The organism is Bradyrhizobium sp. USDA 4502, assembly GCF_054063355.1.
Genome location: NZ_JBSSGF010000001.1, coordinates 9,209,331 through 9,232,990, shown reverse-complemented (window position 1 = coordinate 9,232,990; position 23,660 = coordinate 9,209,331). Strand labels below are relative to the sequence as shown.

The 23,660-nt window shown below is 59.2% G+C and carries 17 protein-coding genes and 3 pseudogenes; 14 read left to right on the top strand and 6 right to left on the bottom strand.

The genetic code is table 11. The features are described 5' to 3' along the window. Positions 1–134 precede the first annotated feature (134 nt). Positions 135–1,091: a class I SAM-dependent methyltransferase gene (locus tag ACVW1B_RS42985; RefSeq protein ID WP_176731416.1), complete on the bottom strand. Its 957-nt coding sequence runs from the start codon at positions 1,089–1,091 to the stop codon at positions 135–137. 177 nt (positions 1,092–1,268) lie between these two features. Continuing rightward, positions 1,269–1,481, bottom strand: a complete 213-nt coding sequence (locus ACVW1B_RS42980) for a nodulation protein NolB (protein WP_253588032.1) — start codon at positions 1,479–1,481, stop codon at positions 1,269–1,271. Positions 1,482–2,104: 623 nt separating this feature from the next. On the opposite strand from ACVW1B_RS42980, the gene ACVW1B_RS42975 reads away from it, so the two are divergent. After that, positions 2,105–3,892 carry an HrpF/NolX family T3SS translocon protein gene (locus ACVW1B_RS42975; RefSeq protein ID WP_375167006.1) on the top strand — a complete coding sequence of 596 codons (1,788 nt, stop codon included), beginning with the start codon at positions 2,105–2,107 and terminating at the stop codon, positions 3,890–3,892. 620 nt (positions 3,893–4,512) lie between these two features. Here ACVW1B_RS42975 and ACVW1B_RS42970 read toward each other — a convergent pair. Further along, entirely contained in the window at positions 4,513–4,884 is a 372-nt protein-coding gene (locus tag ACVW1B_RS42970) for a hypothetical protein (RefSeq protein WP_069280061.1), read from the bottom strand. A gap of 256 nt (positions 4,885–5,140) precedes the next feature. Between ACVW1B_RS42970 and ACVW1B_RS42965 the strand changes: the two genes are divergently transcribed. The 6 genes from ACVW1B_RS42965 to ACVW1B_RS42940 all read left to right on the top strand — a co-directional run bounded on the left by ACVW1B_RS42965 (position 5,141) and on the right by ACVW1B_RS42940 (position 10,128). After that, complete coding sequence (locus ACVW1B_RS42965; RefSeq protein WP_069280658.1) at positions 5,141–5,374, top strand: hypothetical protein; 234 nt, start codon at positions 5,141–5,143, stop codon at positions 5,372–5,374. A gap of 116 nt (positions 5,375–5,490) precedes the next feature. Next, complete coding sequence (locus ACVW1B_RS42960; RefSeq protein ID WP_069280062.1) at positions 5,491–6,381, top strand: SctD/MshK family protein; 891 nt, start codon at positions 5,491–5,493, stop codon at positions 6,379–6,381. A gap of 33 nt (positions 6,382–6,414) precedes the next feature. Continuing rightward, complete coding sequence (locus ACVW1B_RS42955) at positions 6,415–6,954, top strand: hypothetical protein (RefSeq protein WP_069280063.1); 540 nt, start codon at positions 6,415–6,417, stop codon at positions 6,952–6,954. 2 nt (positions 6,955–6,956) lie between these two features. Then, complete coding sequence (locus ACVW1B_RS42950; protein ID WP_069280064.1) at positions 6,957–7,382, top strand: tetratricopeptide repeat protein; 426 nt, start codon at positions 6,957–6,959, stop codon at positions 7,380–7,382. 8 nt (positions 7,383–7,390) lie between these two features. Next, complete coding sequence (gene sctV / locus ACVW1B_RS42945) at positions 7,391–9,508, top strand: type III secretion system export apparatus subunit SctV (protein WP_069280065.1); 2,118 nt, start codon at positions 7,391–7,393, stop codon at positions 9,506–9,508. A 29-nt stretch (positions 9,509–9,537) separates the two neighbouring features. Continuing rightward, positions 9,538–10,128 carry a tetratricopeptide repeat protein gene (locus ACVW1B_RS42940; protein ID WP_069280066.1) on the top strand — a complete coding sequence of 197 codons (591 nt, stop codon included), beginning with the start codon at positions 9,538–9,540 and terminating at the stop codon, positions 10,126–10,128. A gap of 754 nt (positions 10,129–10,882) precedes the next feature. Here the strand turns inward: ACVW1B_RS42940 and ACVW1B_RS42935 are convergent. Continuing rightward, positions 10,883–11,203: a hypothetical protein gene (locus tag ACVW1B_RS42935; protein ID WP_141713663.1), complete on the bottom strand. Its 321-nt coding sequence runs from the start codon at positions 11,201–11,203 to the stop codon at positions 10,883–10,885. 782 nt (positions 11,204–11,985) lie between these two features. Here ACVW1B_RS42935 and ACVW1B_RS42930 point away from each other — a divergent pair. From ACVW1B_RS42930 to ACVW1B_RS42910, 5 genes and pseudogenes are all read left to right on the top strand, one after another. After that, entirely contained in the window at positions 11,986–12,696 is a 711-nt protein-coding gene (locus ACVW1B_RS42930) for a hypothetical protein (protein WP_245314099.1), read from the top strand. Between the two features lie 518 nt (positions 12,697–13,214). After that, positions 13,215–14,489 (top strand): annotated as a pseudogene (locus ACVW1B_RS42925) (M16 family metallopeptidase). Between the two features lie 56 nt (positions 14,490–14,545). Further along, positions 14,546–15,886, top strand: a pseudogene (locus tag ACVW1B_RS42920) (M16 family metallopeptidase). A 2,001-nt stretch (positions 15,887–17,887) separates the two neighbouring features. After that, entirely contained in the window at positions 17,888–18,637 is a 750-nt protein-coding gene (locus ACVW1B_RS42915; protein ID WP_057018235.1) for a P-loop NTPase family protein, read from the top strand. A 60-nt stretch (positions 18,638–18,697) separates the two neighbouring features. Further along, the gene (locus ACVW1B_RS42910; RefSeq protein WP_069280069.1) at positions 18,698–19,417 is read left to right on the top strand and encodes a hypothetical protein; all 720 of its coding nucleotides are present in this window, start codon (positions 18,698–18,700) and stop codon (positions 19,415–19,417) included. A gap of 109 nt (positions 19,418–19,526) precedes the next feature. On the opposite strand, the pseudogene ACVW1B_RS42905 reads toward ACVW1B_RS42910, so the two are convergent. Both ACVW1B_RS42905 and ACVW1B_RS42900 read right to left on the bottom strand, forming a co-directional pair. After that, a pseudogene (locus ACVW1B_RS42905) lies at positions 19,527–20,264 on the bottom strand (IS5/IS1182 family transposase); the annotation flags it as partial. 194 nt (positions 20,265–20,458) lie between these two features. After that, entirely contained in the window at positions 20,459–21,112 is a 654-nt protein-coding gene (locus ACVW1B_RS42900; protein ID WP_253588035.1) for an NEL-type E3 ubiquitin ligase domain-containing protein, read from the bottom strand. Between the two features lie 195 nt (positions 21,113–21,307). Between ACVW1B_RS42900 and istA the strand changes: the two genes are divergently transcribed. Beyond that, positions 21,308–22,822: an IS21 family transposase gene (gene istA / locus ACVW1B_RS42895; RefSeq protein WP_456794406.1), complete on the top strand. Its 1,515-nt coding sequence runs from the start codon at positions 21,308–21,310 to the stop codon at positions 22,820–22,822. Beyond that, positions 22,819–23,631, top strand: a complete 813-nt coding sequence (gene istB, locus ACVW1B_RS42890) for an IS21-like element ISBj11 family helper ATPase IstB (RefSeq protein WP_253603964.1) — start codon at positions 22,819–22,821, stop codon at positions 23,629–23,631. The genes istA and istB overlap by 4 nt, the downstream gene beginning before the upstream one ends. The last annotated feature ends 29 nt before the right edge of the window (positions 23,632–23,660 follow it).

Below are 23,660 nucleotides of genomic sequence, written 5' to 3'. Positions count from 1 at the left end.
CCGCGACCAATGGCATCTGGACGAATTCGTTATCCACTCGCGGGCGAACAACATCGGCTCTGGCGCGCCGTCGACCGGAATGGCCTTGCATCCAGCCCCGAACCGAATCGCGCTGCACAGTGGTCCCACGCCTGTCACGGCTCCAGCGCGACCTGCAAGCCCTCCTTACTTTCAACATGAACGTAACGGGGTCCGATCGGCCGTCCCCTGCCGCTGGCGACAGTGACAATGTCTTCCAAAGGCATGGCGCGCGCATCCGCCTCGGGGCGAGACAAGATCAGATCGGCGTGAAACAGCCCTTCCGATTCGAGGCCGGTGGCATCCACGCCAAGGGCCGCCAAGCTGGCCAAACAGCTCTCAAATTCTTCAGCATCGCGAAAGCGACGCTGGATAAACGTTGCGCCGGCAAGACGTTCTGTCACAAGACCACGGTTTGCGAACGTCGCGGCGAGCGATTCAAATGGGAACATTCGTAGCACGAAGGAGATGATCCATGGTTGCTTCTCTGCCGCATCGAGAATCTCGCCGAACGTCTTCTCGGTAACGTAGCCGATGCATCCGGTCGACATGATAACATCCACGGAGCGGAGAATGCGCGCGCTGTCCATCGATAGCGCCTCCTTTTCAAGGTCAGCGACAATGCCCTGCTCTAAAAGGCCAACATTCTTCGCATAGCTGACCGCCGCTGCCGACACATCGAGGCCGATAAAGCGTGCCAACCCGACATCAGGCCAGGCTGCATAGAAACTGCGATCGAGACTCACCAATGTCTCAGAGCTGATCGCTCTCATCTCACGCCGGGCGTAGCGGTGACGCAAGCCCGCGAAGGTCAGCGGAAAGCGATGCACCGCTGCATTGATACCGTACGAACAACCAACATCGAGCACGACGGGCTTGAGGCCGGTGGCCGAAGCTTTCGCTGCCAGTATTTGGCGCACAACCGGCTCAGCCACGTCCGGTATCATATAATCCAGGTCTCCGAGGACCGAGAAATATGCCCTCGGATCATCCGAAGCATAAATATCGTGGAATGCAGCTTTAGACCGATTGATGCGCGAGAAATCTATCCGCAACGCAATGTCTCCTCTCATTTGCAAGCAGCTCGACGGCTGTTGCCTTCGTACCCGCCTGCACTTTGGTTATATAGGGTGTAGGCCCTTACATCCGCCGATGCGGTAGCAGAAGTGGCAAGTGAACAAGCGCATCACCCCCTCTGCGCGTCGCGGCGCGAGCGATCCTGCTGTTGTGCGAAGAAACCATCAGCCCGCTCAGCCCACCGATAGAAGCTTATTCAGAGATAAGCTGACGGCGCCGGCGCCCTTGGAGATGAGCGAAACCTGAATGACGCGATCGCCAACACCCCACAGGTTCGTCAAGGCCGAATCGAAATGATCCCTACCTTCCGGTTTACCTGCCGGATGCCAGGCGGCAGGCCCACGAAGCTGCACCTTGCTTCGAAGCTGCCTGCGCAAGACTATCATGAAACTGGTCCCGCACCGATAAACAGCCGCTGGAGAACCATTCAGCCGGGTTGAGAGAGATCGAGGCAACGGCAGGCAACATGAGAAGAACCGTTTTGTCACGTGATGAGATTGGCACCTTCGTGAGCGCGAATGGGCCAGCACCCTAGAAACGCAAGCTGACCGAAAGCTGACGAGCCTTCGTCACCTGATGATCATCGAGCGCGAAACCAGTGCCCCATCTTGAGATGCTCCGGAGATCTTGCGAGATCGTTAGACCAAATCAACGAATGCTGCGGATCGGCAGACGGGAATTGCACCAGGCCAAGTCAACGCAACCATACAAAGCTGACACCGGCATTGAAAATCCGTCCGGCCTTACTGGCAAGGCCATGTCATCAATCGTGTCGAAATCGTCTGAGCGCCGTCAGCTTCTCGAAAGCTTGTCCGTCCTAGCATACGGCGTGAAGACGGCGGTGTCCCCATGGATGGTCGCGGAACTGAGCGCTGGAGGCGCACCGAGCAACAGGATGCAAGTGGTAGGACCTGTTGAACTCTGCCGCTCAACACTCCTTGTTCGTCGCGATCTCGGGCCGCAACTAGGTGACCGTCTTGTGGTGCACCCTTAAATCGGAGAACGTATAATGTCAGTCGACCTATCGCCAACCGCCAATTCAACTGTGGCTTTACCCGGAATGCCCGCCCCGCCCTCTTCGGCGCAGGACTTTTCCAGCTTTCAGGCGATGTTGGTCAGCCTCGCGTCGAAGGACGCGACTAGCGATCATTCCGCACCGCAGGAGCCGGTGCCGACAGACGCAGCCCAGCAACTGACAGAGGAACTCACGCGGGAGACGCGGAGTATTCTTCCACCAGAGATTAGGGCGGCACTGGATGGATATCAGGATGACCCACAGCCGTCCTGTGCTGCGAGCAGCCCAATCATTGCGGAGGCACCCGTACAAAGCTCAAGGATCACCTGGAATGGTGGCACGCTGACTAATGCGGAACTGCAGATTGTCTCTGTCCTGAACCGCCACAAGGACAAATGTCCGCTTGATTGGAAGTCCCTGGGAGATTTGGCCAACGATCCCTCGACACCGCCGGATCTAAAGGCGGCGATCGAAGCGCTGCAACAGGACCCGGAGCTCTTTTATGCGATCGGTTCGCAAGGCGACGGCCGCTGTGGCGGCAAGATCAAGGTGGGCGATCTCTGCGGCTTTTCCGATCACCACCCCCAAGTTGCCGCGTTCCAAGAGCAGCGGGCGCGGACCTACGAGCAGAACTACATACCATCCGACGGGACCGGAAATGGTGAGCCATCGGTCATGACCCTGACCGATGCCATGCGCGAGCTCTACCGCTATTCCGATAACCTGCCCAAGAACTTGAGCCTTGCGGATTTCAGACACATCGTGGACGGCAACGCCGACATTGGCAAATGCCCCCCACAGGTCCTCGCGGCGGCTCAATATTTTCTCGACCACCCGGATCAATGGAAGCAGTTATACGGCGGCTCGATCGATAAGGTCCACAAAGAGGACTTTTTGCAGGTCGCTTCATCATCGATGAGTCTCAGCCGACCCGAGCTGAGCACACTAGACACGATTAACAACAACCAGGACGCCTTCTTTGGAAATGGCGTTCTGACCCGGGAAAAGCTCGCGAGTATGGTGGACGACAAGAATCTTTCTCCCGAGGTACGAAAAGCGGCCTCCCAGCTGCTCTCGGATCCTGTGCTGTTTGGGTTGATGAACAACGCGATTACCGGCTACAAAACCCACCACAAGTTTTTCGACTTCGGCGGCGGCCACACGGTTGATTCCGGAAACATCAGCGGAAATGATTTCAAGCAGTTCTTCAATAACATGTCTGGTGCGAACCGCGCTGCTCCGCAGTTGAAGACGCATGCCGCTCAAACGCCTGCCGAACAGGAGGCTACCGCGGACATGATGGATGGCGTGGCAGACCAGCCCGACATCAAGTCTCCCAAGAAGAACGGTGGCGCCCTCATGCATGCACTTGATGACGTGCTGAAGGTCGGCTCGAAGCTGCTCGACTGGACAGCGACGGCCGTTGGTGTACTCGGCTTTATTCCAGGGCTGGGTGAGCTGGCCGATCTTGCTTCAATGGTGATGGAGGCCGAGGCGCAAGCTGCAAATCTTCTGCACACCGCGATCACCGGTGGCAACATAAAACAGGCGCTGGCGGAAGCCGGGCTCAGTCTCGCGGCGCAGGCCGTGGGCTGCATCGCCGGCCCCGAGGTCAAGATAGCGATACGGGAAGGCTTGGTGAAGCAGGCAATTCAAGAAGCGGCGACGGCCGGCATCAACCTGCCGGTGTCGATGGCTCAGTCCTACGCGGAGAACTATCTGGATAACCTCAAGGCACGGATTGAATCCGAGCGCACGCAAGCTGCAGGTGCCTACGCCTAGTCGTAGCGGCGCTATCGACACAGGGTGAAGCTGGAACGAAAGGCTAGCTTGCGAGGCCACCGCGCGCACAGTCGTCCGCGCGGTGCAGCTTCCGCAAGCTCCGCCGACATTCGATGCTTACACCGACGAGCGTATTTGGCGATAGCTAAACCGGCGCATTTGTCGGCTGTACTCGAGCGACCGACCGACATTCTCACATCGCGTATGCCAACGCGAAGATCTCGCCGTACTGATGGATCTCGCCGTACTGATGGCGCCACCCGTCGCGAGCTGTCAACTTTACGCCGCCACCAACCGGGCGGAGCTGCAAACCTCACCAGTTTACGCCGTCGGATCGAGACCACATGAGTGATTCGTGAGGCTCAAGGTCCTTGTCTCCGACGCCTCCCGATCGTGTCCGATAAAGTGGACCGATTTTTATGGGTTTGCCACGAGCGGAACTGGAGGATCGCGCTTCGTTTCTGACGCGTATAAGCACCTTTAACCTGCCGCCCTGGAGCGGGGATGGAGACAAGTCGCTGAGTCGCTCGAGGCAAATAAATTGCCGAACGAGTTGCGAGTATTCCTCCCCTCAGATTGGGCTACATCAATGATCAAGCCCATTTTATCCGTCCTGGCGCTTACATTCCGCTCACCAAAGCTGCGCTTGAATGATCAGCGGGCTGCCTGATCAAGTGCCACATCAGCGAGGTTCTTGTACCAACTCTCTGATCTGCAGCTTTCGCCGGCCTAGTGCCGACATATGAGGCCACCTGAGCAGAAGCAGCGTCAATGAGCTCACTGTATTTTCTGCGGCTCGTCAGCTTGTCGAAAGCTAACGCTTGCATAGTAAACATGATGGAGACTCCTTCCACCGCACGAACGAAGTTTGAAGTAGGAGACACCCGATGCGTATTTCCAGCACAAGCGGCGCTGGGCACCTTGATACCGACCTCCATGCGGCTGGCGGCGCCAAAAAGGGATCCCGGAGCCCTGGTGAGCACGATGATCATGGTCGATCGACTGGTGCAGGAGCTCCCGTAGATGGCGGCACGTCTAGTCCAGACGCTGGCTCGCAAGCCGCCGCTATGCAGCAAGCGTTCAACGTCGCTCTCGGCTCCGTCGTTTTCCAACTTGCAAGTAGTGCAATGGGCAAGTTCGACGATACCATGGCCGAGACAGAGGAGGATTCCTGACCTCGCATGTTGCGGTGTCAGGAAAATGAGAGCCGCAAGTCGCGGCAATGTTCGAACAAACAGGAGAGACAATATGGCTGATAAGGTTGGTGCGTCCCATTCCTCGACTGCAGGTGGCGCAGCTGGTACTGCTGCTGCAGCCGCGGGTTCCACCGCAGCTGAAGTTGCCGGAGAAGCGGCATTCAACAGGCAACTCGCCGCACTGACTGCCACCAGCACGAAGGCTGCTGAAAGGGATGTGGAACTTCGCGTCGTCACGACAGAGCTCTCGACCGTCAAGAAGGTGGCCGACGAGCGGGTGCAGTAACGGATGAAGCGGGACGCCGTTATGTCCTTCCCGCTTTTGCGGGCCGCATAATCTGTGAAGTCGCAACAGACCGTACGGCTTGCCGTACGGTCTCGTTCTTCATTCAGGAGGCGACCGTGAATGAACCAGCTTCCCCGCTTTTCGAAGTGTTGTCGGGGTCTTATTCCGGGCTGACCGGCAAGGCGGGGGGCGGCTCGTGCTTGATTGGCAGCAGCCTCGATGCTGATTTGGTCTTCGTCGAGCAAGGCCTCGAACCGCACCATCTTCGCGTCAGCTGGCATGTCAGCTCGATCGAGATCGAGGCCCTTGCCGCAGACGTCGCGATCGAGGGCCGCGACTCTATTTCGCCAAATGAGATCGTTGTTCTCCCTCTTCCTGCCGTCATCCGTATGGGCGCGATGTCCATTCGCTTGTCGATCGATGGCTCTCAACAAGCCGGCTCTACCGGTCGCCGGCATGTACCGATTACCGTGCTCGCCTTGGTCCTTATCAGCTCTGCCGCAGTTAGCACTGTCTCAACGGGCCTTCTCCAGTCCGACGGCGCCGCAGTACCGAGCACTTCGTCCTCCGCCGCGGACATTGGCCCCAAAGTCGCGCTCGCCGCCCCTGATGCTCCGGCCGCCGACGCAGCTGCTCGACGGCTGCAAGGGGAAGTTGATGCAGCGGGCCTGCTCGGTATCAAAGTCGGTTCTGGGCCGGGCGTTGTGACGGCCGATGGCACCATTACGCCTGCCTCGCTCGCTAAATGGCGGGAAGTCCAGCAGCGATTCGATGTCGACAGCAATGGTGGTTATACGCTCGTCAGCGCGGTCGCCATCAAGGATGAGAAGACGCCCCCCGCGATTGCCGTCCAGGCGGTTTGGCGCGGAAACGACCCTTACCTGGTCATTTCTGGTCAAAAGTATTTCGTGGGCGCGATCTTGAGCAATGGATGGACCGTAAAGGAGATCGAGGACGGACGTGTGCTGCTGACACGCAATGGCCAGCTTGCTGCTCTATCTTATTAAAGTTTTAGCCCTCGGGCAACGAAGGAACGTTTCATGACTAGGCTGCCGCAGCGGTCCGTAGAGCTTGGCACCGCCTTTCAGGGAATCAACAACGAGCATCATGCACCTGCCGTCGCCCCGGCCACACCTCAGGCCAGTGGCATCGGCATCGACAAGGTCCATGGAAAAGGCGGTAACGCTCACACGTCAGTTGTCCAGGACCGCGCGGCGCAGGAGCGGTTGGCTGCCAATACGATCGATAACGCGCTCGAACTCAAGTCAATCGATCCAATCTCGCGGATCAATCCCACCGATGCCACCGAGCACGCAGATAAGATCGGAACGAATTCGGAACTTGCATGGCTGAACGGCCCCAATCTCGCGGATAGCCTGCTCTCCTTCGTCACGCCCCGCCTGCGTCATTCGCATGTTGTGCGTCCAGAGCAACACGGCCTTCTCCTCGAGCGCCTGGCCGATGCGCTGTCAGCCGCGCCAGAGGGCTCGGTGGCACGCGAAGGGGCCGCGCTTCTGCGGCTGGAACTACGGCGGTTAATCCTGCTCCGGCAGAATCACAACGGCTTGATCCAAGGTTAGCAATGCCAGATCCGCGCGGAGTGCAACACTTCACACCTACCCAGTCCTCAAATGTTTTCAAAACCGATGGGGTGGTGCCGATCTCTGGGCCCGAGCGCGATTTGCTCTGCGCGCTTACCTATGTCCACCTTGCGTGCGGGCAGAGCGCACACAGCCTGGCTCTTTTACGGCCCGTGGTTCACGAACATTCTCAAGACGTCGAGCTGCTTCGTATCCTCGCCTATGCTCTCATCTCAGAGCGCCTCGGCGAGGAAGCGCTATCGGTATTGGACAGGCTGGACGTGCTTGATGATCAGCCATCGTCGCGCCCGCCATTGCTCCTGCTACGCAGCCATGCTCTGCGTCAGGCTGGCCGCATAGTCGAGGCGCAGGCCACCTTCAAGCGCTATGTTTCATTGCGGGGCAGCACGGCTCCGGTCAAACGATAAGGCTTTGCATGGCCAGGAACCTACGAAATCTCGTCGCCCGCGCACCGTCTCACCCGGATTTGATGGTCGCGTTGATGCTGCTTCTGGCGATCGGAATGATGATCATGCCGATGCCAATCGTGGTGCTCGATATGCTGATCGGCTTCAATCTCGGCTTTGCCATATTGCTGCTGATGGTCGCCCTCTATCTCAATACGCCGCTCGACTTTTCGTCGCTGCCGGGCGTCATCCTTATCTCCACAGTCTTTCGTCTAGCACTTACCGTTGCAACGACGCGGCTGATACTCGCCGAAGGCGATGCCGGCAGCATCATCCATACGTTTGGCGATTTCGTCATATCGGGCAACATCGCCGTCGGAATTGTCATATTCCTCATCGTGACCATGGTACAGTTCATGGTTCTCGCTAAGGGGGCCGAACGCGTCGCAGAGGTATCGGCGCGCTTCACGCTCGACGCCCTGCCCGGCAAGCAGATGGCTATCGACGCGGAGCTGCGCAACGGCCACATCGATCAGCACGAAGCCCGCAGCCGGCGCAGCGCGCTGGAGCGAGAAAGCCAACTTCACGGCGCCATGGACGGCGCTATGAAATTTGTGAAGGGCGACGCTATCGCCGGCCTCATCGTCATCTGCATCAACATGCTGGGCGGCATCACGATCGGTTCGCTTTCTAAGGGCATGTCCCTTGAGGAGGCGATGCATCAATACACCATCCTGACTATAGGCGATGCACTCATTTCGCAGATTCCGGCCCTGCTACTCTCAATTACAGCGGCGACCATCGTCACTCGCGTCAACGGTCCCTCTAGGCTTAATCTTGGCGCCGATATCGTCAACCAGCTTACTGCCAGCACACAAGCGCTACGGCTGGCCGCCTGCGTCCTCGTTGTGATGGGGCTTGTTCCGGGCTTCCCTTTGCCACCCTTCGTCATTTTGGCCGCACTCTTCTGTGCGGCGAGCTTTCTCAAGGTTGGTATGCAGGATGGCAAAGCGGACATCAAGACAGGCGCCAGTTCGACCGGTGCGGCTCCCACTTCCGCACAGGGTCAGAAGCAACCCGTGCCTGCGGAAGCACTTCCGATCACGCTCTTGCTGGCGCCGAACCTGACACAAGCGATCGACAAAGCAGACCTTGAGCAGGGCATCGCACGGGTTTCGGCACTGGTCTCATCTGATCTTGGCATCGCGATTCCGCGCATTCCAACCCAAGTCGACCAGCAGTTGGCGGATTCGCAATTCAGGGTGGATGTCGAGGGAGTGCCCGTCGAAGCGGACAGCCTTAAGCCGACACAACTCTTGCTCAACGACGACGCGGTAAACATTGAATTGAGCGGAATCCCCTTTCGGCAGGACCCAGACACGAACCGGATCTGGATCGAACAAGCTCATGCTCCTGCTCTCAAAGCAGCCGGAATAGGGCATCACCGTGCAAGCGATGTGATCGCCTTGCGGGTCCAGTCGACGTTGAGGCGCTATGCTCAACGCCTGGTGGGCATTCAAGAAACCCGTCAGCTGCTCGGACGGATGGAGCAAGAATATGCTGATCTCGTGAAGGAGGTGCTGCGCACGACGCCGATCCCCCGCATCGCGGACGTTCTGCGCCGCTTGCTGGACGAGGGCATCCCGATCCGCAACACTCGCCTAGTCCTGGAGGCGCTCGCAGAATGGAGCGAACGGGAGCAGAATGCCGTGCTGCTGACCGAATATGTCCGCTCCGGTCTGAAGCGCCAGATTTGTCATCGCTATGCCAACGCCCATCGTGTTGTCGCTGCCTTTATCGTCGAGCGCGAAACCGAGGATATCGTGCGTGGTGCCGTGCGCGAAACCGCTGTCGGCCCCTATCTTGTTTTGGAAGATCGGCAAAGCGAGATGCTGCTTTCACAATTCCATCAGATCCATGCGAGCCTCGCGCGGAGTCAGAGCCAGCCAGTCATTCTTGGCTCGATGGATATCCGGCGCTTCGTCCGCGGCTTCCTCACCCGTAACGGAATCGATCTGCCCGTTCTCTCGTATCAGGATCTTGCCGCGGACTTCACGGTCCAGCCGATTGGCTCCGTCAAACTTTCCGCTGGCAAGGACAGGACCCCCATAGGAGAGCATCGCGATCCTCTCCGTGCGGCCGGCTGACGAGTACAGCTGTGGGCGTGAGATAACTTATGAAGTCGTATGAAATCGACATTCTGCGGTGCCGGCGTAGCTTTCGTCCGCACGCGAGCTCAGCCTTTCTCCCAGTTCTCGCCGTTTTGCTGCTCGCAGGCTGCGCTAACCTGGACCACCCGGGTCTTTCATCGCAGCAGACGCCTACAGCAGAGTTGGTCGGCGTTGCGAAGATCAATCCCGCCATGCGAGAGCGAATCGCTCACGCCCTCGTTCGAGACGCTGGCGAGCGGCATTTGTGCGATGCGCTGAAGCAAAGACCAGACAACGCCGATGCCGCGATTCCTCTGACGCGGGAACTGCTGGCTCGTAAATGCCCGGGCGAGGCGATTGAGGTGCTTGATACCGTCTTGTTGGCGTCACCCGGCGACCTGCGCGCACTGAACGCCAAAGCCGTCGTCCTCGATCACCAAAGCCGCCACCAGGAGGCCCAGGCGCTATACCGCCAAGCTCTCGCGGCCGACCCGGCAAATCCGATGTTGCGCAACAATCTCGCGCTATCGCTCGCACTTGACAGCAAGACAGAGCCAGAGAGCGTCAGCCCCCAATCGCAGACCGACGGCCGACAGGCGTTGGCCCGATCGAGATAGTCCAGCGAGCAAGAGCGGACCATGAATGCTTGATGCCTGCCCCCACCGCCTGCTTACGGTGAACCGACTATTCGCCGCGCCGCGCGAGGACGGCCTTCATGGAAAGTGATGTCTTTGGTGGAATGGCAATCATGCCCCATAATCGCATCAGTGACCCATCATGCAACAGTGCTCAAGTGTTTCCGAGGCCGATGAAAATGAGACAGCGCGCTGAAGGGCGATTCTTGTGCACGAAGACAGCCATGTCATTGTCTCGGATCAAGGGATTGCATCGGCGAGACTTGCCAGCAAGTTGGAACTCGCCGCGCGTCCTCCTCCTTCGCGTGCACGGTCGTGAGACGATCTGCAATCAAGCGTGCGCAACGAATCCATTTGCATCTCTTCGTTCGGTCTTGAAATGGCATAGCCGAATGGTGCGCGGGACTTCGCGCACCCCAGGAACGGCTGTTGCGATGTTGCGAAACAATCTCGTGCTGTCGCTTGCGCTAGAAGGGAAGACGGAGACCGACGCTCGCCCACAACCGCAGAGCGACGGCAGGCACGCCGTGGCCCGATCACGATGGCGCGGCCAGCGCTTGATGCCTGTGCGGCGGCTTGTCGACACTAGGCTGACTGTAAGCCGCCGCTAAGACTCAGGAAGAGACAATATGTGGTCGATAGGTACACGAATCGACAGGCACACCATAGCGGTTCAGCCGTCACCCTATCTTCCAGGTGTTTACGAGGCCGCTACCTTGCGATGGCCGGGAACCAGTCAAGCCTGCAGTCCGACATTAGTGAGAGCTTTCGCGGTTTCAATTGAATAGATAAAATCCTCCGTGACCCGCTGCTTGGCGCCTTTCACCCAGGCCTGAAGAACGCCGATCTGGTCGGGCGCCGAAGTCGTGGAGGAGACTTCCTTGAAGAACTCCGTCAATTGTGTCGATTCGGTTTGAAGGCGCTCCTGCCAGTGCCAATAGGCCTCTGAGTACTTTTTCAAAAGCTCGTTTTGCGTTCCGATGACTCGCTTGGTGAAGTCCTGAAACGCGCCGGCTGCAATGCCGATGTCATTGTTTATTCCATTCTCTTTCGTCATCATCATCTCCTTTGTCGTTGTATATGGACGACGACGCCTGAGCAGAACCCCCGCCTGTCATTCGTGGTCACCAATTGGCACGTCTGTGCTCTCGCCTACAATTGCGGGGCCAATCTGGTCCCTTTGCTCGACGAGCAAACGACGTGCCATAAAAGATCCCTGAGAGGCTGCCGTCCACGAACAGGAAAGACACGTGCTTGATATAGCGCTCCGGACGCCCTGCTACTGCGGCGTCGCCGTCGAGACATGAAAGTATCAAATCGGACACGGCAGAGCGACAGCAGTGGAGGGCGAATGGCAGCTCTCGTGCCGAACAGCGATGACGATCGACGGGGAGCAATTGCTCATCGTTCCGATGTTCGGATCTATTCAACCGCTGACCAGCATCCTAGCACAATACGCTGCTTGGGCGCGTGCCCCATTGCTCGAAGCTGCGCGACAGAAAACTGGTAGCGATTCAAGATATAGCGCGCCCGAGCAGCCGGCCGACGGTGGCCTAGCGATGCTATGCGTATTGATAGCGAACGGTTCAGTGGGCTTCGCGGAGACGGCGTTCGAGCCAATCAGCGGTCATCATGAGCGTATCGGCTTGCTTCGCACTGCGATGAGCTTGTACTGGCTGTTTAAAGGGGACACTGGTACGCCGGGAAGTGTATGCCCGGAATAGCCCCTACCAAAACTAGGAGGCGACGACGTGCCTGTATGTAGCTAATATGGTTCTTGGGTTCGGGAGGTCAAGCAGACGACTTGTCCGCCAGAGCGCTCGCGACGAGGGGACTCGGATGATCACGCCGGTTCGACGGAACTGGAATCCAAAAGAATTGTTCAACGCTCTTACGCCTGCGATGTTCACCGCCGAACCATCGGCCATACGCGCACGCTGGGATAAATTGTGGCCTGATCTGTATACGGAGTATGACGCCCGATATCTGAAACAAGAACTAGCCGACCGAAACCTCATCGCTACCGATGAAGCTGCGGCATTTCTCGACGCCTGGGCGATCGATGAAGAGCGCCACACCGATGGCTTCATCCGCATCATTGAACTTGTCGCTCATGGAGCCGAGAGGGATCTTCGAGAGAGATTGGACGCTCGACCGCATGATTTTGGTCCGATCACTGAGCACCTAACGGACGAATTCTCCCTCATGGTTATGATCGCATTTGACGAGATGTGCACTTGCCGCGCCTACGCAGCAGAAAAGCCGTTTTATGACGGCCTTGGGAACACTAAATTTCATCATTGGCTGCGGGAGATCATTGCCGACGAGGCGGTTCACTCGATGAACGCTGTTAACGTCATCCGCGCGCGCTATCGCGACCGCATTGGGCAAGTCGGCCCAATTCTCGATAACCTAATCCGCGCGAGCGCAAATCTACGCTATTCTGGCACCTTCGTCCTGGACTACTTCGGCACAGTGTACTCCAAGGAGCTCATCGCAAATTCTCGGCTCGCAACCATGAGAAATATTGCCAAGCCACTTGCGGTGTAGAGCGAGATTCTACCAGCGAGCCCTCGCGAACGTTTATTCGGCATCATCGCAGCTCAATCCGTCCTTCCCTGTAAGTTGCTAATTGGCGCCAACCGTTGTGGGCTTTCGTGCGCAACGTCGTGCCCACGACATGCCGGCGCTTGATGTTTGGCCAGAACAACCGGGCCGGGTTTGTTTTGCGTCCGGTTGGCGCGTCGTTCGGCCTTGCGCGGGCCATCGGGCAATTGGCCCGGCCTTTGCTCTATTGCTTGCCAAACAGTGTGCAGCTTCCCGCTTTGTCGGTCTGTCCGCCACAGCACGTGAATCTCTATTGAATGGAAGGCGATGCCATGTAGAACGGGCGTTCGGTCACCACCACGGCGGGAGGTATCACCACTGACGCGATCGGTTCGATGACGCGCACCGCCCTGGCGATCGAACACAGAACAGATGATAGCACGGATGGTAACCTATACTTTCCCGAGGAGGAGAGCGTCTTCGCCCAGAACACGGTCACGTCAGATCGACCGGCTAGCTTTGTGCTTCATAACGGCCTGCAGGTGGTGGTGATTCCGGATCATCGGATACCCGTTGTGACTCAGATGATCTGGTATAAGGTCGAGGCCGCCGATGAGCCGCCGGGCAAATCGGGGCTGGCGCATTTCCTCGAACACCTAATGTTCAAGGGCACCTCCAAACATCCGGCGGATGAGTTTTCCCAGACCGTGTTGCGCGTCGGCGGCAACCAAAAATGCGTTCACCGGAACCGACTATACCAGCTATTTCCAGCATGTGCCGCGCGAGCACCTCGGCAAAGATAATGGAACTTGAAGCTGACCGCAATGACTGGTCTCATGCTAAAAGATGAGAACGTGCTGTCCGAGCGCAACGTCGTGCTTGAGGAATTCAATATGCGGGTCGCAAACGATCCGGGTGCGCGGCTCGCCGAGCAGATGATGGCGGCGCTTTACCTCAACCATCCCTACGGCCGTCCTGTGATCGGTTGGCGGCAGGAGATCGAAAAGCTCCAGCGCGAGGATGCGCTCGCGTTCTATAAGCGTTTCTACGCACCGAACAACGCCATCCCGATCATCGCGGGCGACGTCGAAGCCACTGAGATCCACGCGATGGTGGAGAAGAATTTTGGCGACATCCCCCCGTAGCCGTCGATCCCCGCTCAACGCCTGCGACCGCAGGAGCCGACCCCGGCCGCGCTGCGCGCCGTGACGCTGGCCGATCCCCGCGTCGAGCAGCCAGCCTTGCACCGCTGCTATCTCGTACCGTCGGCTCGCACCGCGGCCGCCGGGGAGAGCGCAGCGCTCGAGGTGCTGGTGAAACTGATGGGCAGTGGCGTCAACTCATATCTCTATCGCGCGCTGGTAATCGATAAGCAGCTCGCGGTCAGTACATCGGCGGGCTACCACGCTACCGCATTCGACCCCTCGCAATTCGGGATTTCCGTCACACCAAAACCTGGCGTCGAGTTCGCCCGGATTGAGCGCGCCGCCGACGAGATGATCGCCGACATTGCGCATCATCCGGCGACTCCCGAAGATCTCGAGCGGGTCAAGACCTGGCTGATTGCGCAAGCAATCTACGCCCAAGACAATCACGAAATGGTCGCGAGCTGGTATGGCCGCGGCCTGACGACGGGACGAAGCATCGACGATATCCGAGGCTGGCCGGACGGCATCCGCGCCGTCGGCGCCCAGCAGGTGCAGGAGGCCGCGCGCAAATGGCTCGACAAGAGACGCTCGGTGACGGGTTATCTCATCAAAGAGTCAGCGCCACAGCACGGGGAGAAGCTGCAGTGACCTATTCTTGCACACGACGTGAGGTTCTCCTCGGCGGCGCGTCGCTCTCAATCGCGATGCTCACCTCGCCACCTTCGCTTGCCGCCATCACGACCACGATCCAGCGTTTGGTCTCGTCTTGCGGTATAGAAGTCTGGTTCGTCCGAGATTCCACCGTCCCGTTGATCGCGATGGAATTCGCTTTCGGGGGCGGCGCGACTCAAGATCCCACCGACAAACCCGGGGTTGGCCACATGGTTGCTGGCCTGCTCAACGAAGGTTCCGGCGATCTCAACTTCAAGGCCTTTCATGAGCGACTCGACCGCCGCGCCATCGAGCTAAGCTTTGGATCGACCCAAGATCACTTCTGCGGTGGCTTGCGCACCCTCGAGGACAACGGGGACGAGGCCTTCGACCTTCTAAGGATGGCGCTAACCTCGCCCCGCTTCGACCCCGCCGATGTCGAACGAATCCGCGCCGGCGTACTTGCGCGCCTTCGGCATTACTCGACCGATCCATCATCACTCGCCGGTCGCAAGCTCCTAGAGGTCGCCTTCAACGATCATCCTTATGCCCGCCCAACCGCAGGCTCGGTCGAAAGCGTGCCGAAGATCGAAGTCGCGGATCTCAAGAGCCATGTCCGACGCGTGATCGCAAGAGACACGCTCAAGATCGCGGTGGTCGGCAACGTCGATCCAGAGGTACTCTGCAAGCTTCTCGACAAGACCTTTGGCGGCTTGCCGGCCAAGGCGGACTCGACGCCGGTACCCGACGTGGTCGTGGCAAAGCCGCCGCAGCGCGCATTCATTCCGTTCGATGTGCCGCAGACAGTCATGGCTTTCGGCGGTCCGGCGTTCGCCGCGGCGAGCCCGATTTCATGGCCGCCTATGTCGTCAACCACATCCTCGGCGGTGCAGGTCTGAGGTCGCGGCTGTTCCGCGAAGTCCGCGAGAAGCGCGAGCTAGCCTATTTCGTACGTGAGCACCTGGTCTGGAGGACTCATTCGGCCATGTTCGTCGGCAAATGCGCGACCCGAGCCGATCGCGCCGGCGAGACGGTCGAACAGATCGAGAAGCAAGCCCGCCACATCGCCGAGGTAGGGCCGACCCAGCAGGAACTCGATGACGCAAAGTGTTACCTGAAGGGCTCGCAAATGCTGGCGCTCAACTCATCATCAAAACTTGCGCGCACGCTGCTGCAGCATCAGCTTGACAAGCTACCGATCAACTATTTCGAAAAGCACAACGCCGTCGTCGACGCAGCGACTGTGGGGCCAGGGCCTGCTCACCATTATCGTCGGCCGCGCCCGCCTTGGCGAAGCCCAGTCGTCCCCTGTCCCATCGGTCGCGACGCCGCCGCCACACACCGAGCAGCTAAGCGCCACGCCATCACCCACCTTACCGAAAAAACCCAATTAGCTTGTAGGTAACCCGGCTCGTAACCACGAGGCTCACTCTCCAATTCTCCTTCCGGTCGAGAACTGGCACTTGGCAACCGCGGGGGATCGGGCTCAACTCTCGGACTCACGGCTGAGCAGCACAAATGAGCGCTCACCGATTGCCTTGTTACCAATCTTTCACTTCTCGCTCAAGCAGCGATCCCCGGCACCCGGAAGTCCTCACAGCGCTAGAAATCGCATCTTTTGGAGGCTCCGGGACGAAGACGCAGGAGCTATGAAGTCGACGCTTCCTGTTTCCCCTCCTTACTCGATCTGCCGCGATAAGTATCCGCCTTTAGGCGTCTTACAGTTGTGCTCAGCTGGTGTTACCGTCGAGGAATAGCGTTATGTACCGTGGCGCCAGCGGATCGACACCTGCCCTACAGCGCAACCTCTAGAGGGTAAACTAAAGGGTCGGTGGCCCCATGGAGGACGTGGAGGCGAGTGTGAAGAAGCTTCATGCCGAAGCCGGATATGCGGTAGCAAAAAGTGCGACTGACGAGAAGAAGCGCGATCTGTACGAGCATCTCGGCGCCCGTTTTGCAGCTTGCCGACCAAATCGAAGAGGCCATGGCCAAACGGTCAGAGTGATCGGTCGATAAACGGTGCTGTCGGTATTAATAAGGGCCGATCCGGTCAGCGCAATTTCGACATCAGATGCACAGATCAGCCGGTGCAGGTCGTAGAGTGTACGCCGTGAAAGCCTCCTCACGTCGGGCGTGCGCGAGGCGGGCGCCCCTTAAGCCACTCAAGCAGCTTCACACTCTTGCGCCAGCGCTCCACGGCGACCGGATCACGATGGACAATCGTCAGATAGGCGCGCGCGGTCTGATCAGGAGCATATCGCCTTTGCTCCCAGATCTCGCAGTCTGGCCAATCTTACAGAGCAGCGCGGGGCAAATTCCTCCTGCGTTAGTCCGACCTTCTTCCGAATTGCCTTCACATCCATCGTTGTGCGGCATGCTCTAGGGCCAACGCAACCCATTCGCGACGCTCTTCACACATACGACGCGTCAGGTCGCCGAGATCAAGCGCGGTGTAGCGAATCCGAGCGCTGAAAGACTGCCAAAACTCGCACGCGCATTCGGCTCCAGCTCGAATTCGTGCCAATTACGCCAACCACGTCCGCATTGCCAAGCTGAGCGCGCGGCCCGGAGCCTCGGCTCTGTTGACCTATTTGACGTCGGGAAGCGATGTCCGACCGACGTTCTCCAGGTGCTTTGGAGGCGAGCCTGATGGCAGTCTTCCATTGGCGATCCTCACTTTACGCGCAGGCGTCACGTGGGCCGCTGTGACCCCAACAAGCATCTCGGACGCGGCCGCACGCAGCGGTCGGCCGCCGCCTTCTTCACGGGAGCAACTTCGGCTCGCTGGGTGCTAAAGTGGCTACGCTTCCACTCCAGCGCTCAAACCTGCCGCGTGTCTTTCAATAGACCGATGGCTCGATACTTTCATTGTCATCCTCGAACTGACTAGCCACGTCACCTGCCGAAGACGACAGTAATGATTGTCAAGTTAAATGTTTGATGATCGACCAGGTCATCACAGCCTGCGACCCGACGGGCCGAACGCGTCTACGCAGCCGCGCCGCACTGCCTCGATCCTGCTTCCACCAAGTCTACAATCTGATGTTACGTGAGCTTCAAGTCATGTCATGCTGGTCAAAGAGCTGGAACTGTGCAGTTGATGGTGATCGCGATGGCCATCACCTGCGCAGAGGCGACTCTTCGACTAATTGCTCTTTCAGCTCCTCACAAACCTCACGTGAAGCACGATCACGGGTGATTAGCTGCTGTTCTCGACTGCATCGCCGCTGCAATCAAAAACGCTCTGATGGCTTGACGTTGGTAAACTTCATCAGTTGCGCCGCTCTCGGATCGAAGAATCTATTGCCCCTTCTTTCTGCCATGTTCACACCCAAAACAGAGACTCGCCGTTTGCGCACTTCGCGCGGCGATAGCGAGTGTCTCAGGAGAATTCCATGGTGAAGCCAGTTGTGATTGTGGTGGGCGCAGACAAAGGAGGAGTTGGCAAGACGACCGTGTCACGGACGCTCCTTGACTACTTCAATGTCAATAACGTGCAAACACGCGCATTCGACACGGAATCGCCGCGGGGAACGCTGAAGCGCTTCTATCCCGCAATCACCGAGATCGTCGATATGACGACGACTGCGGACCAGATGAAGATCTTCGATACCCTAAATTCAGGACTGTCCGTCACTGTCATCGACGCTCGGGCCGGCTTGCTATCCACAGCGTTGGCCTCCTTGCGCGACATCGGCTTTTTGGATTCGGCCCGGTCCGGCCAGATCACCTTCGCCGTATTCCATATCCTGGGATCATCCATCGCTTCGCTGGACGAGATCGCCGAGACCGCAACTTTCATGGGCGGCGCAAAGTACTATCTGGTCAAGAACTTCATCAACGACACTCAGTTCTTCCAGTGGGACCAATCGACCTATAGTTCCTATTTTCATCGTATCAAGCATGCGACCGAATTGACCATACCGAAGCTCAACGAGATGGCCTATGAGCAGGTCGAAGTCGCTTCTGTCCCTTTCGTAGACTTCGTCGCCAATAAGGGGCGGAACGATGAGCCGGCGAACAACTCCTTCGTGCTGCGCGGCTATGTACGGCACTGGTTGGCAAATGTCTGGAGCGAATTTGATCGCATCAACCTGACGGAATTGGCCGGCGCCAAGTCAGCAGTCCGGAGTGCCGAGAAGTAATCGCATTATCGACGAGCGACGGGTTGAGCCCAAGCACGAAGCGAGATTGATCTGCTGGCTATGTTAGCGACACCCATCTACATCATCTGCTCTCCTAGCCCGCAGGTCGGCAAAACCCTCGTCGCTCGCCTTGTGAGCGAGTACTTGCTGCTGAAAAATGGCACGGCGCTCTCCTTCGATGTCAATCTGAAGGAGCCGTCGTTGCTCGATTACCTTCCTAACATCACGGAGACCGCAGATGTGATCGATACTTATGGCAAGATGCAGCTGATGGACCCGCTGATCATTCACGATCGGGTAGCCAAGGTGATCGACCTCGGCTTCCACGCCTTCGACGAGTTTTTCAAGATGTGCGAGGAGATCGGCTTTATGAAAGAGACTGCGCGCTGCCATGTCGTGCCTATCATCCTCTTCGTTGCGGGCGCTGACCGCATCTCCTTTCGTGGCTATGAAATGCTGCGGCGGCAGATTCCTCCGGCGTCGCTGGTCACCGTCCACAATGAATTCGTGCTGTGCGGAGGATTACCTGAAGCGATGGACACAGAGCGGGTGCTTCGAATTCCCGCGCTGCCCCTGTTTCTAAAGAGATATATAGACCGACTTAGCTTTTCTTTTACCGGATATCTGCGCAACGAAAAGGACTGGTCCTCCGAGCTGCATCAGTGGATCCGACGAAATTACACCATGTTTCGCGATTTGGAATCGAGCGTGATGCTGCGGGGGCCTTATCGATCTCGGGCGACGAATATCGAGAGCCTGCGGCGCGCCAGGGTAACTTGAAGTTCCCGCTCGCCATCTATGTCGATAGGGTGCGTGATCGAATGCAATTGCGATAAGGATTCCATCTCGATTATGCGGTCGTCCGTGAAGATCCGGTGCAGCGCCCGGCTCAAGCGATGTTGTGACCCGGGACGGTTTCGACGAGGGCGCGGATGACGCGCAAAAGCTCTGCCAGCCATCGGAGGAGCAGTCCGAAGTTGTCGCCGGCGGCGGCAAGGACGACGTTGATGCGGTCGTCGAGGGCGACCTTTGAGATGGTTGCGCTCCGTGCGATGTTCGCCCTTGACGTAGCTGATAACGGGCTCGATAGCCGCGCGACGCTTCATCTCGCAACGAATGGAAGCGGTGACGCGGCGGACCTGGCCCGAGATCCAGACCCTGAGCCGATGCGGGTGCTTGTGACCATGATGCCACTTTGTCGCGTGGATGCGGCGAGTCTCCACGCCGGTGAGCTTCTCCATGTCGGCAATGACAAGGCCGAGCGTGCGCCCGTCGAAGAGATTGCCATGCAATGCCTTGGCAAGGAGGAGGAACTGTCTGCCCTTCGGAGACGTCAAAGGGTGGCGATACTAACCCTGCAGCCGACTCGTAAGGAGCGCGGGGCTTTGCCCTTGCCGTTGCGCTCTACCTCCGGCGCATGTAACGCATAGATCTTTGGACCGCGCTGATGCTGATCCTGGCTGCGCACCCCGCTGCACTAAGCCGAAGCAGTGGGCCCAAGCGAGCTTACAGCATTGTATCATCACCAATCTTGCAGATGAGCGTGAGTATAGCAGTCGATCATGATGGCTGCGCGCTTAGCGAGGCGTAGATAGCTCTGGCGCAACAGCACACAAATGTGCTTGGCGCCGCCCGCACGCATCGTCGCGCGCTCTTGGCTGCTTGAGAACTCCGGACAACCTGTCTAATCCTGATCGCTCATACGGCACCAATATGCGGAAGACCCTGATTGCCTGGCTCCGCCTACCTAGATTGCCCCGCCGTAGTGACACCCGCCGATAGGAAGAATCGAACTGGCAGGCCCTGGAATTGAATGCGGCTTCACAGTTGGAGGCCGCGCTCAGTAAGCACCTGGCGCATTAGCCCGCCCTTGATCTCGCTGGCGATCTCATTTGAGATGTCGGGTCCGAGCAACCGCTCGGCGTCCTCGTCGCCGATCAGTTGAAGTTCGGCTTGCAGCGATTCGACCTTCTTGCGGGCAATCCCCTCCAGCGCGTCCAGGCGGAACATGACCCGGCCCAGATCGATCAGATCGGCAAGGCGACCGTCATTATCATAGACGCCATTCTTGACGTCCTCGATCATGCGTGCGTTTTGCATCGCGTTCCAGGTCAACGTGACCCGATCTTCGCACGTTTCACTGGCGTCAAGGGCCAGGTCGAAATACTGCTCGCGCAAGTTGCTGTTCTCCGCGGCCTGCCGCAGATCATTAATCACCGTCCGCCGGAACTCCTGATCGCTAGAGCTCACTGTTCTCGACAGCCGGTCGAGGAACCGCGCGTATTCCGGGGCTCCCCGTTCTTGTTCGAAGCACTGCCAGGCGGCCATTACCGATGGCTCGGCCTCGAGCCAGTCCGCGACAACCTCTTGCAGAGACCGCGGCTGGACTTCCACAGCTCCTTCGGCGATCGAGAAAAAGACCTGCGGACCCGCATAACCTGCGGCATGTATCGCTGTCGCCAGGCCGGCCTGCATGCCGCGCGGCAATCAGGATGGAAGCAAAGCGTCAATCAGGATGAGAGAGCGTCGCCGAGCTCGTGACGCAGGGAGGGCGTAGCCCGACCGGAGTTACGAGCTCGGCGACGGCGCGATCCACAAGGGACCGCGCCGTCTGGTGATCGCGGCCGGCTGGTTATGCAAGTGGTTCTTCCGCCAAGAGGAATCACTCGCTTGCCAGGCCGTCACATTACCGATCACCAGATGAGGCTCTACATGAAGTACCGTCAGACCGATACCCCGCCCGTGGCCGCCGCCAAGGCGTCGTTCAGCACGTCAACCGCCTACCGGATTGAGAAGGATCCTCGCCTGCCATCGCGGAAGAAGGGAGCCCGCGGCAGCCGCCGGCCAGATCCCTTGGCCGGCGTGTTTGAGGCCGAGGTGGTGCCGATGCTGAAGGCCGCCCCCGGCGTGCGGCCGATTGCGATCTTCGAGGAGATCTTGCGACGCCATCCTGAACTCGGGAGCGGAATCCGCCGCACGCTGGAGCGCCGGATCCGCGCCTGGCGGGCGATCCACGGCGAGGAGCAGGAGGTGATCTTCCGCCAGATCCACGAGCCCGGCCAGGTCGGCCTCTCCGACTTCACCGACATGGGTGAGCTCGGGGTCAGCATCGCTGGCATGCCGCTCGATCATCGCCTCTATCACTTCCGGTTGGCCTATTGCGGATTCGAGCACGCCCATGTCGTGCTCGGTGGCGAGAGCTTCGTCGCATTGGCCGAAGGGCTGCAGAATGCCCTGTGGTCGCTCGGCGGCGCGCCGCGGGAGCATCGGACCGACAGCCTGTCGGCCGCCTTCTGCAATCTCGACCGCAATGCGCGGGACGATCTGACCCGGCGGTACGAGGACCTCTGCGCCCATTACGGCATGCGGCCCTCTCGCAACAATCGCGGCATCGCCCACGAGAACGGGGCGATCGAGAGCTCGCATGGCCATCTCAAGCGGACGATCGCCGATGCGCTGCTGTTGCGCGGCACTGCCGACTTCGATGATCTCGCCGCCTACCGCGGCTTCATCGACGAGATCGTCAGCCGCCGCAATGCCCGCAACGCCAAGCGGATCGACCACGAGCGCGCCACCCTGCAGGCGTTGCCAGATCGCCGCACCTCGGACTACGAGGAGGTGATTGTCCGCGTAACGTCAAGCGGCGGCTTCACCTTGCGCAAGGTGTTCTACACCGTGCCGTCACGCCTGATCGGCCACCAGCTGCGGGTGCGCCTTTACGACGATCGTCTCGACGTGTTCGTCGGCGGCACCCATCTCGTCACCCTGCCGCGTGGGCGGCCGCATCCCAACGGCAAGCACGACCAGGTCGTCGATTATCGGCACGTGATCCATTCCTTGCGGCGGAAGCCAATGGCGCTGCTCAATCTGGTCTACCGCGATCGGCTGTTCCCGCGCGAGGCCTATCGGAGAACCTTCGATCGCCTGCGCGAACGGCTGTCGGACAGGAAAGCCTGCCGGCTCATGGTCGATCTGCTGGCGCTGGCGCACGAGCGCGGCTGCGAGGCCGAACTCGCCGGTCAGCTCGCCGCCGACCTTAACGCTGGCCAACTGCCCGACCTTGGACGGCTGTGCGCCCACTTCGCGCCCGATCCTGCCTGCGTGCCGCAGGTCATGGTGCAGCTTGCCCCGCTCGCCAGCTATGAGTGCCTCGTCGGCGCCAGCCAGATCGGAGACGCCGCATGAACACGGCCAACACCGTCGACACCGCGCGCCTCAATCTGTTGCTCAACGAGCTGCGGCTGCCCGCCATCAAGGTGCTGTGGCCACAGTTCGCCGAACAGTCCGACAAGGAAGGTTGGCCAGCGGCCCGCTTCCTCGCCGTCATCGCCGAGCACGAGATCGCCGAACGCGGCCGCCGTCGCATCGAGCGCCATCTCGTCGAGGCGCGGCTGCCGGCCGGAAAGACCTTCGACAGCTTCGACTTCGAGGCCGTGCCGATGATCTCCAAGGCGCAGGTGACCGCGCTCGCCGCTGGCGATGGCTGGGTCGGCAAGGGCGCCAATTTGCTGCTGTTCGGTCCGCCCGGCGGCGGCAAGAGCCACTTGGCGGCAGCGATCGGCCTCGCCCTGATCGAGAACGGATGGCGGGTCCTGTTCACCCGCACCACCGATCTCGTGCAGAAGCTCCAGGTGGCGCGGCGCGAGCTCAACCTCGAGGCCGCCATCAACCGCCTCGATCGCTTCGATCTCCTGATCCTCGATGACCTCGCCTACGTCACCAAGGACCAGGCCGAGACCAGCGTGCTGTTCGAGCTCATCAGCGCGCGCTACGAAAGGCGCTCGATGCTGATCACCGCCAATCAGCCCTTCGGCGAATGGAATAGGGTCTTCCCGGACCCCGCCATGACGCTCGCCGCCATCGATCGCCTCGTTCACCACGCCACCATCATCGAAATGAACGTCGAGAGCTATCGCAGGCGCACCGCGCTCGAGCGAAAACGCGGCCCAGGGCGGCCACCGTCGCACGCGACACCAAAAATACTCGCTGATTGACGCTCCGCGTCAATCAGAGCCAACAAAAC

Coding starts and splice junctions, on each gene's coding strand:
- ACVW1B_RS42975 (WP_375167006.1), top strand. CDS start 2,105: ATGTCAGTCGACCTATCGCCAACCGCCAATTCAACTGTGGCTTTACCC.
- ACVW1B_RS42915 (WP_057018235.1), top strand. CDS start 17,888: ATGGTGAAGCCAGTTGTGATTGTGGTGGGCGCAGACAAAGGAGGAGTT.
- sctV (WP_069280065.1), top strand. CDS start 7,391: ATGGCCAGGAACCTACGAAATCTCGTCGCCCGCGCACCGTCTCACCCG.
- ACVW1B_RS42935 (WP_141713663.1), bottom strand. CDS start 11,203: ATGACGAAAGAGAATGGAATAAACAATGACATCGGCATTGCAGCCGGC.
- istB (WP_253603964.1), top strand. CDS start 22,819: ATGAACACGGCCAACACCGTCGACACCGCGCGCCTCAATCTGTTGCTC.
- ACVW1B_RS42965 (WP_069280658.1), top strand. CDS start 5,141: ATGGCTGATAAGGTTGGTGCGTCCCATTCCTCGACTGCAGGTGGCGCA.
- ACVW1B_RS42900 (WP_253588035.1), bottom strand. CDS start 21,112: ATGCAGGCCGGCCTGGCGACAGCGATACATGCCGCAGGTTATGCGGGT.
- ACVW1B_RS42970 (WP_069280061.1), bottom strand. CDS start 4,884: ATGATCATCGTGCTCACCAGGGCTCCGGGATCCCTTTTTGGCGCCGCC.
- ACVW1B_RS42910 (WP_069280069.1), top strand. CDS start 18,698: ATGTTAGCGACACCCATCTACATCATCTGCTCTCCTAGCCCGCAGGTC.
- ACVW1B_RS42985 (WP_176731416.1), bottom strand. CDS start 1,091: ATGAGAGGAGACATTGCGTTGCGGATAGATTTCTCGCGCATCAATCGG.
- ACVW1B_RS42940 (WP_069280066.1), top strand. CDS start 9,538: ATGAAGTCGTATGAAATCGACATTCTGCGGTGCCGGCGTAGCTTTCGT.
- ACVW1B_RS42980 (WP_253588032.1), bottom strand. CDS start 1,481: ATGATAGTCTTGCGCAGGCAGCTTCGAAGCAAGGTGCAGCTTCGTGGG.
- ACVW1B_RS42930 (WP_245314099.1), top strand. CDS start 11,986: ATGATCACGCCGGTTCGACGGAACTGGAATCCAAAAGAATTGTTCAAC.
- ACVW1B_RS42950 (WP_069280064.1), top strand. CDS start 6,957: ATGCCAGATCCGCGCGGAGTGCAACACTTCACACCTACCCAGTCCTCA.
- ACVW1B_RS42955 (WP_069280063.1), top strand. CDS start 6,415: ATGACTAGGCTGCCGCAGCGGTCCGTAGAGCTTGGCACCGCCTTTCAG.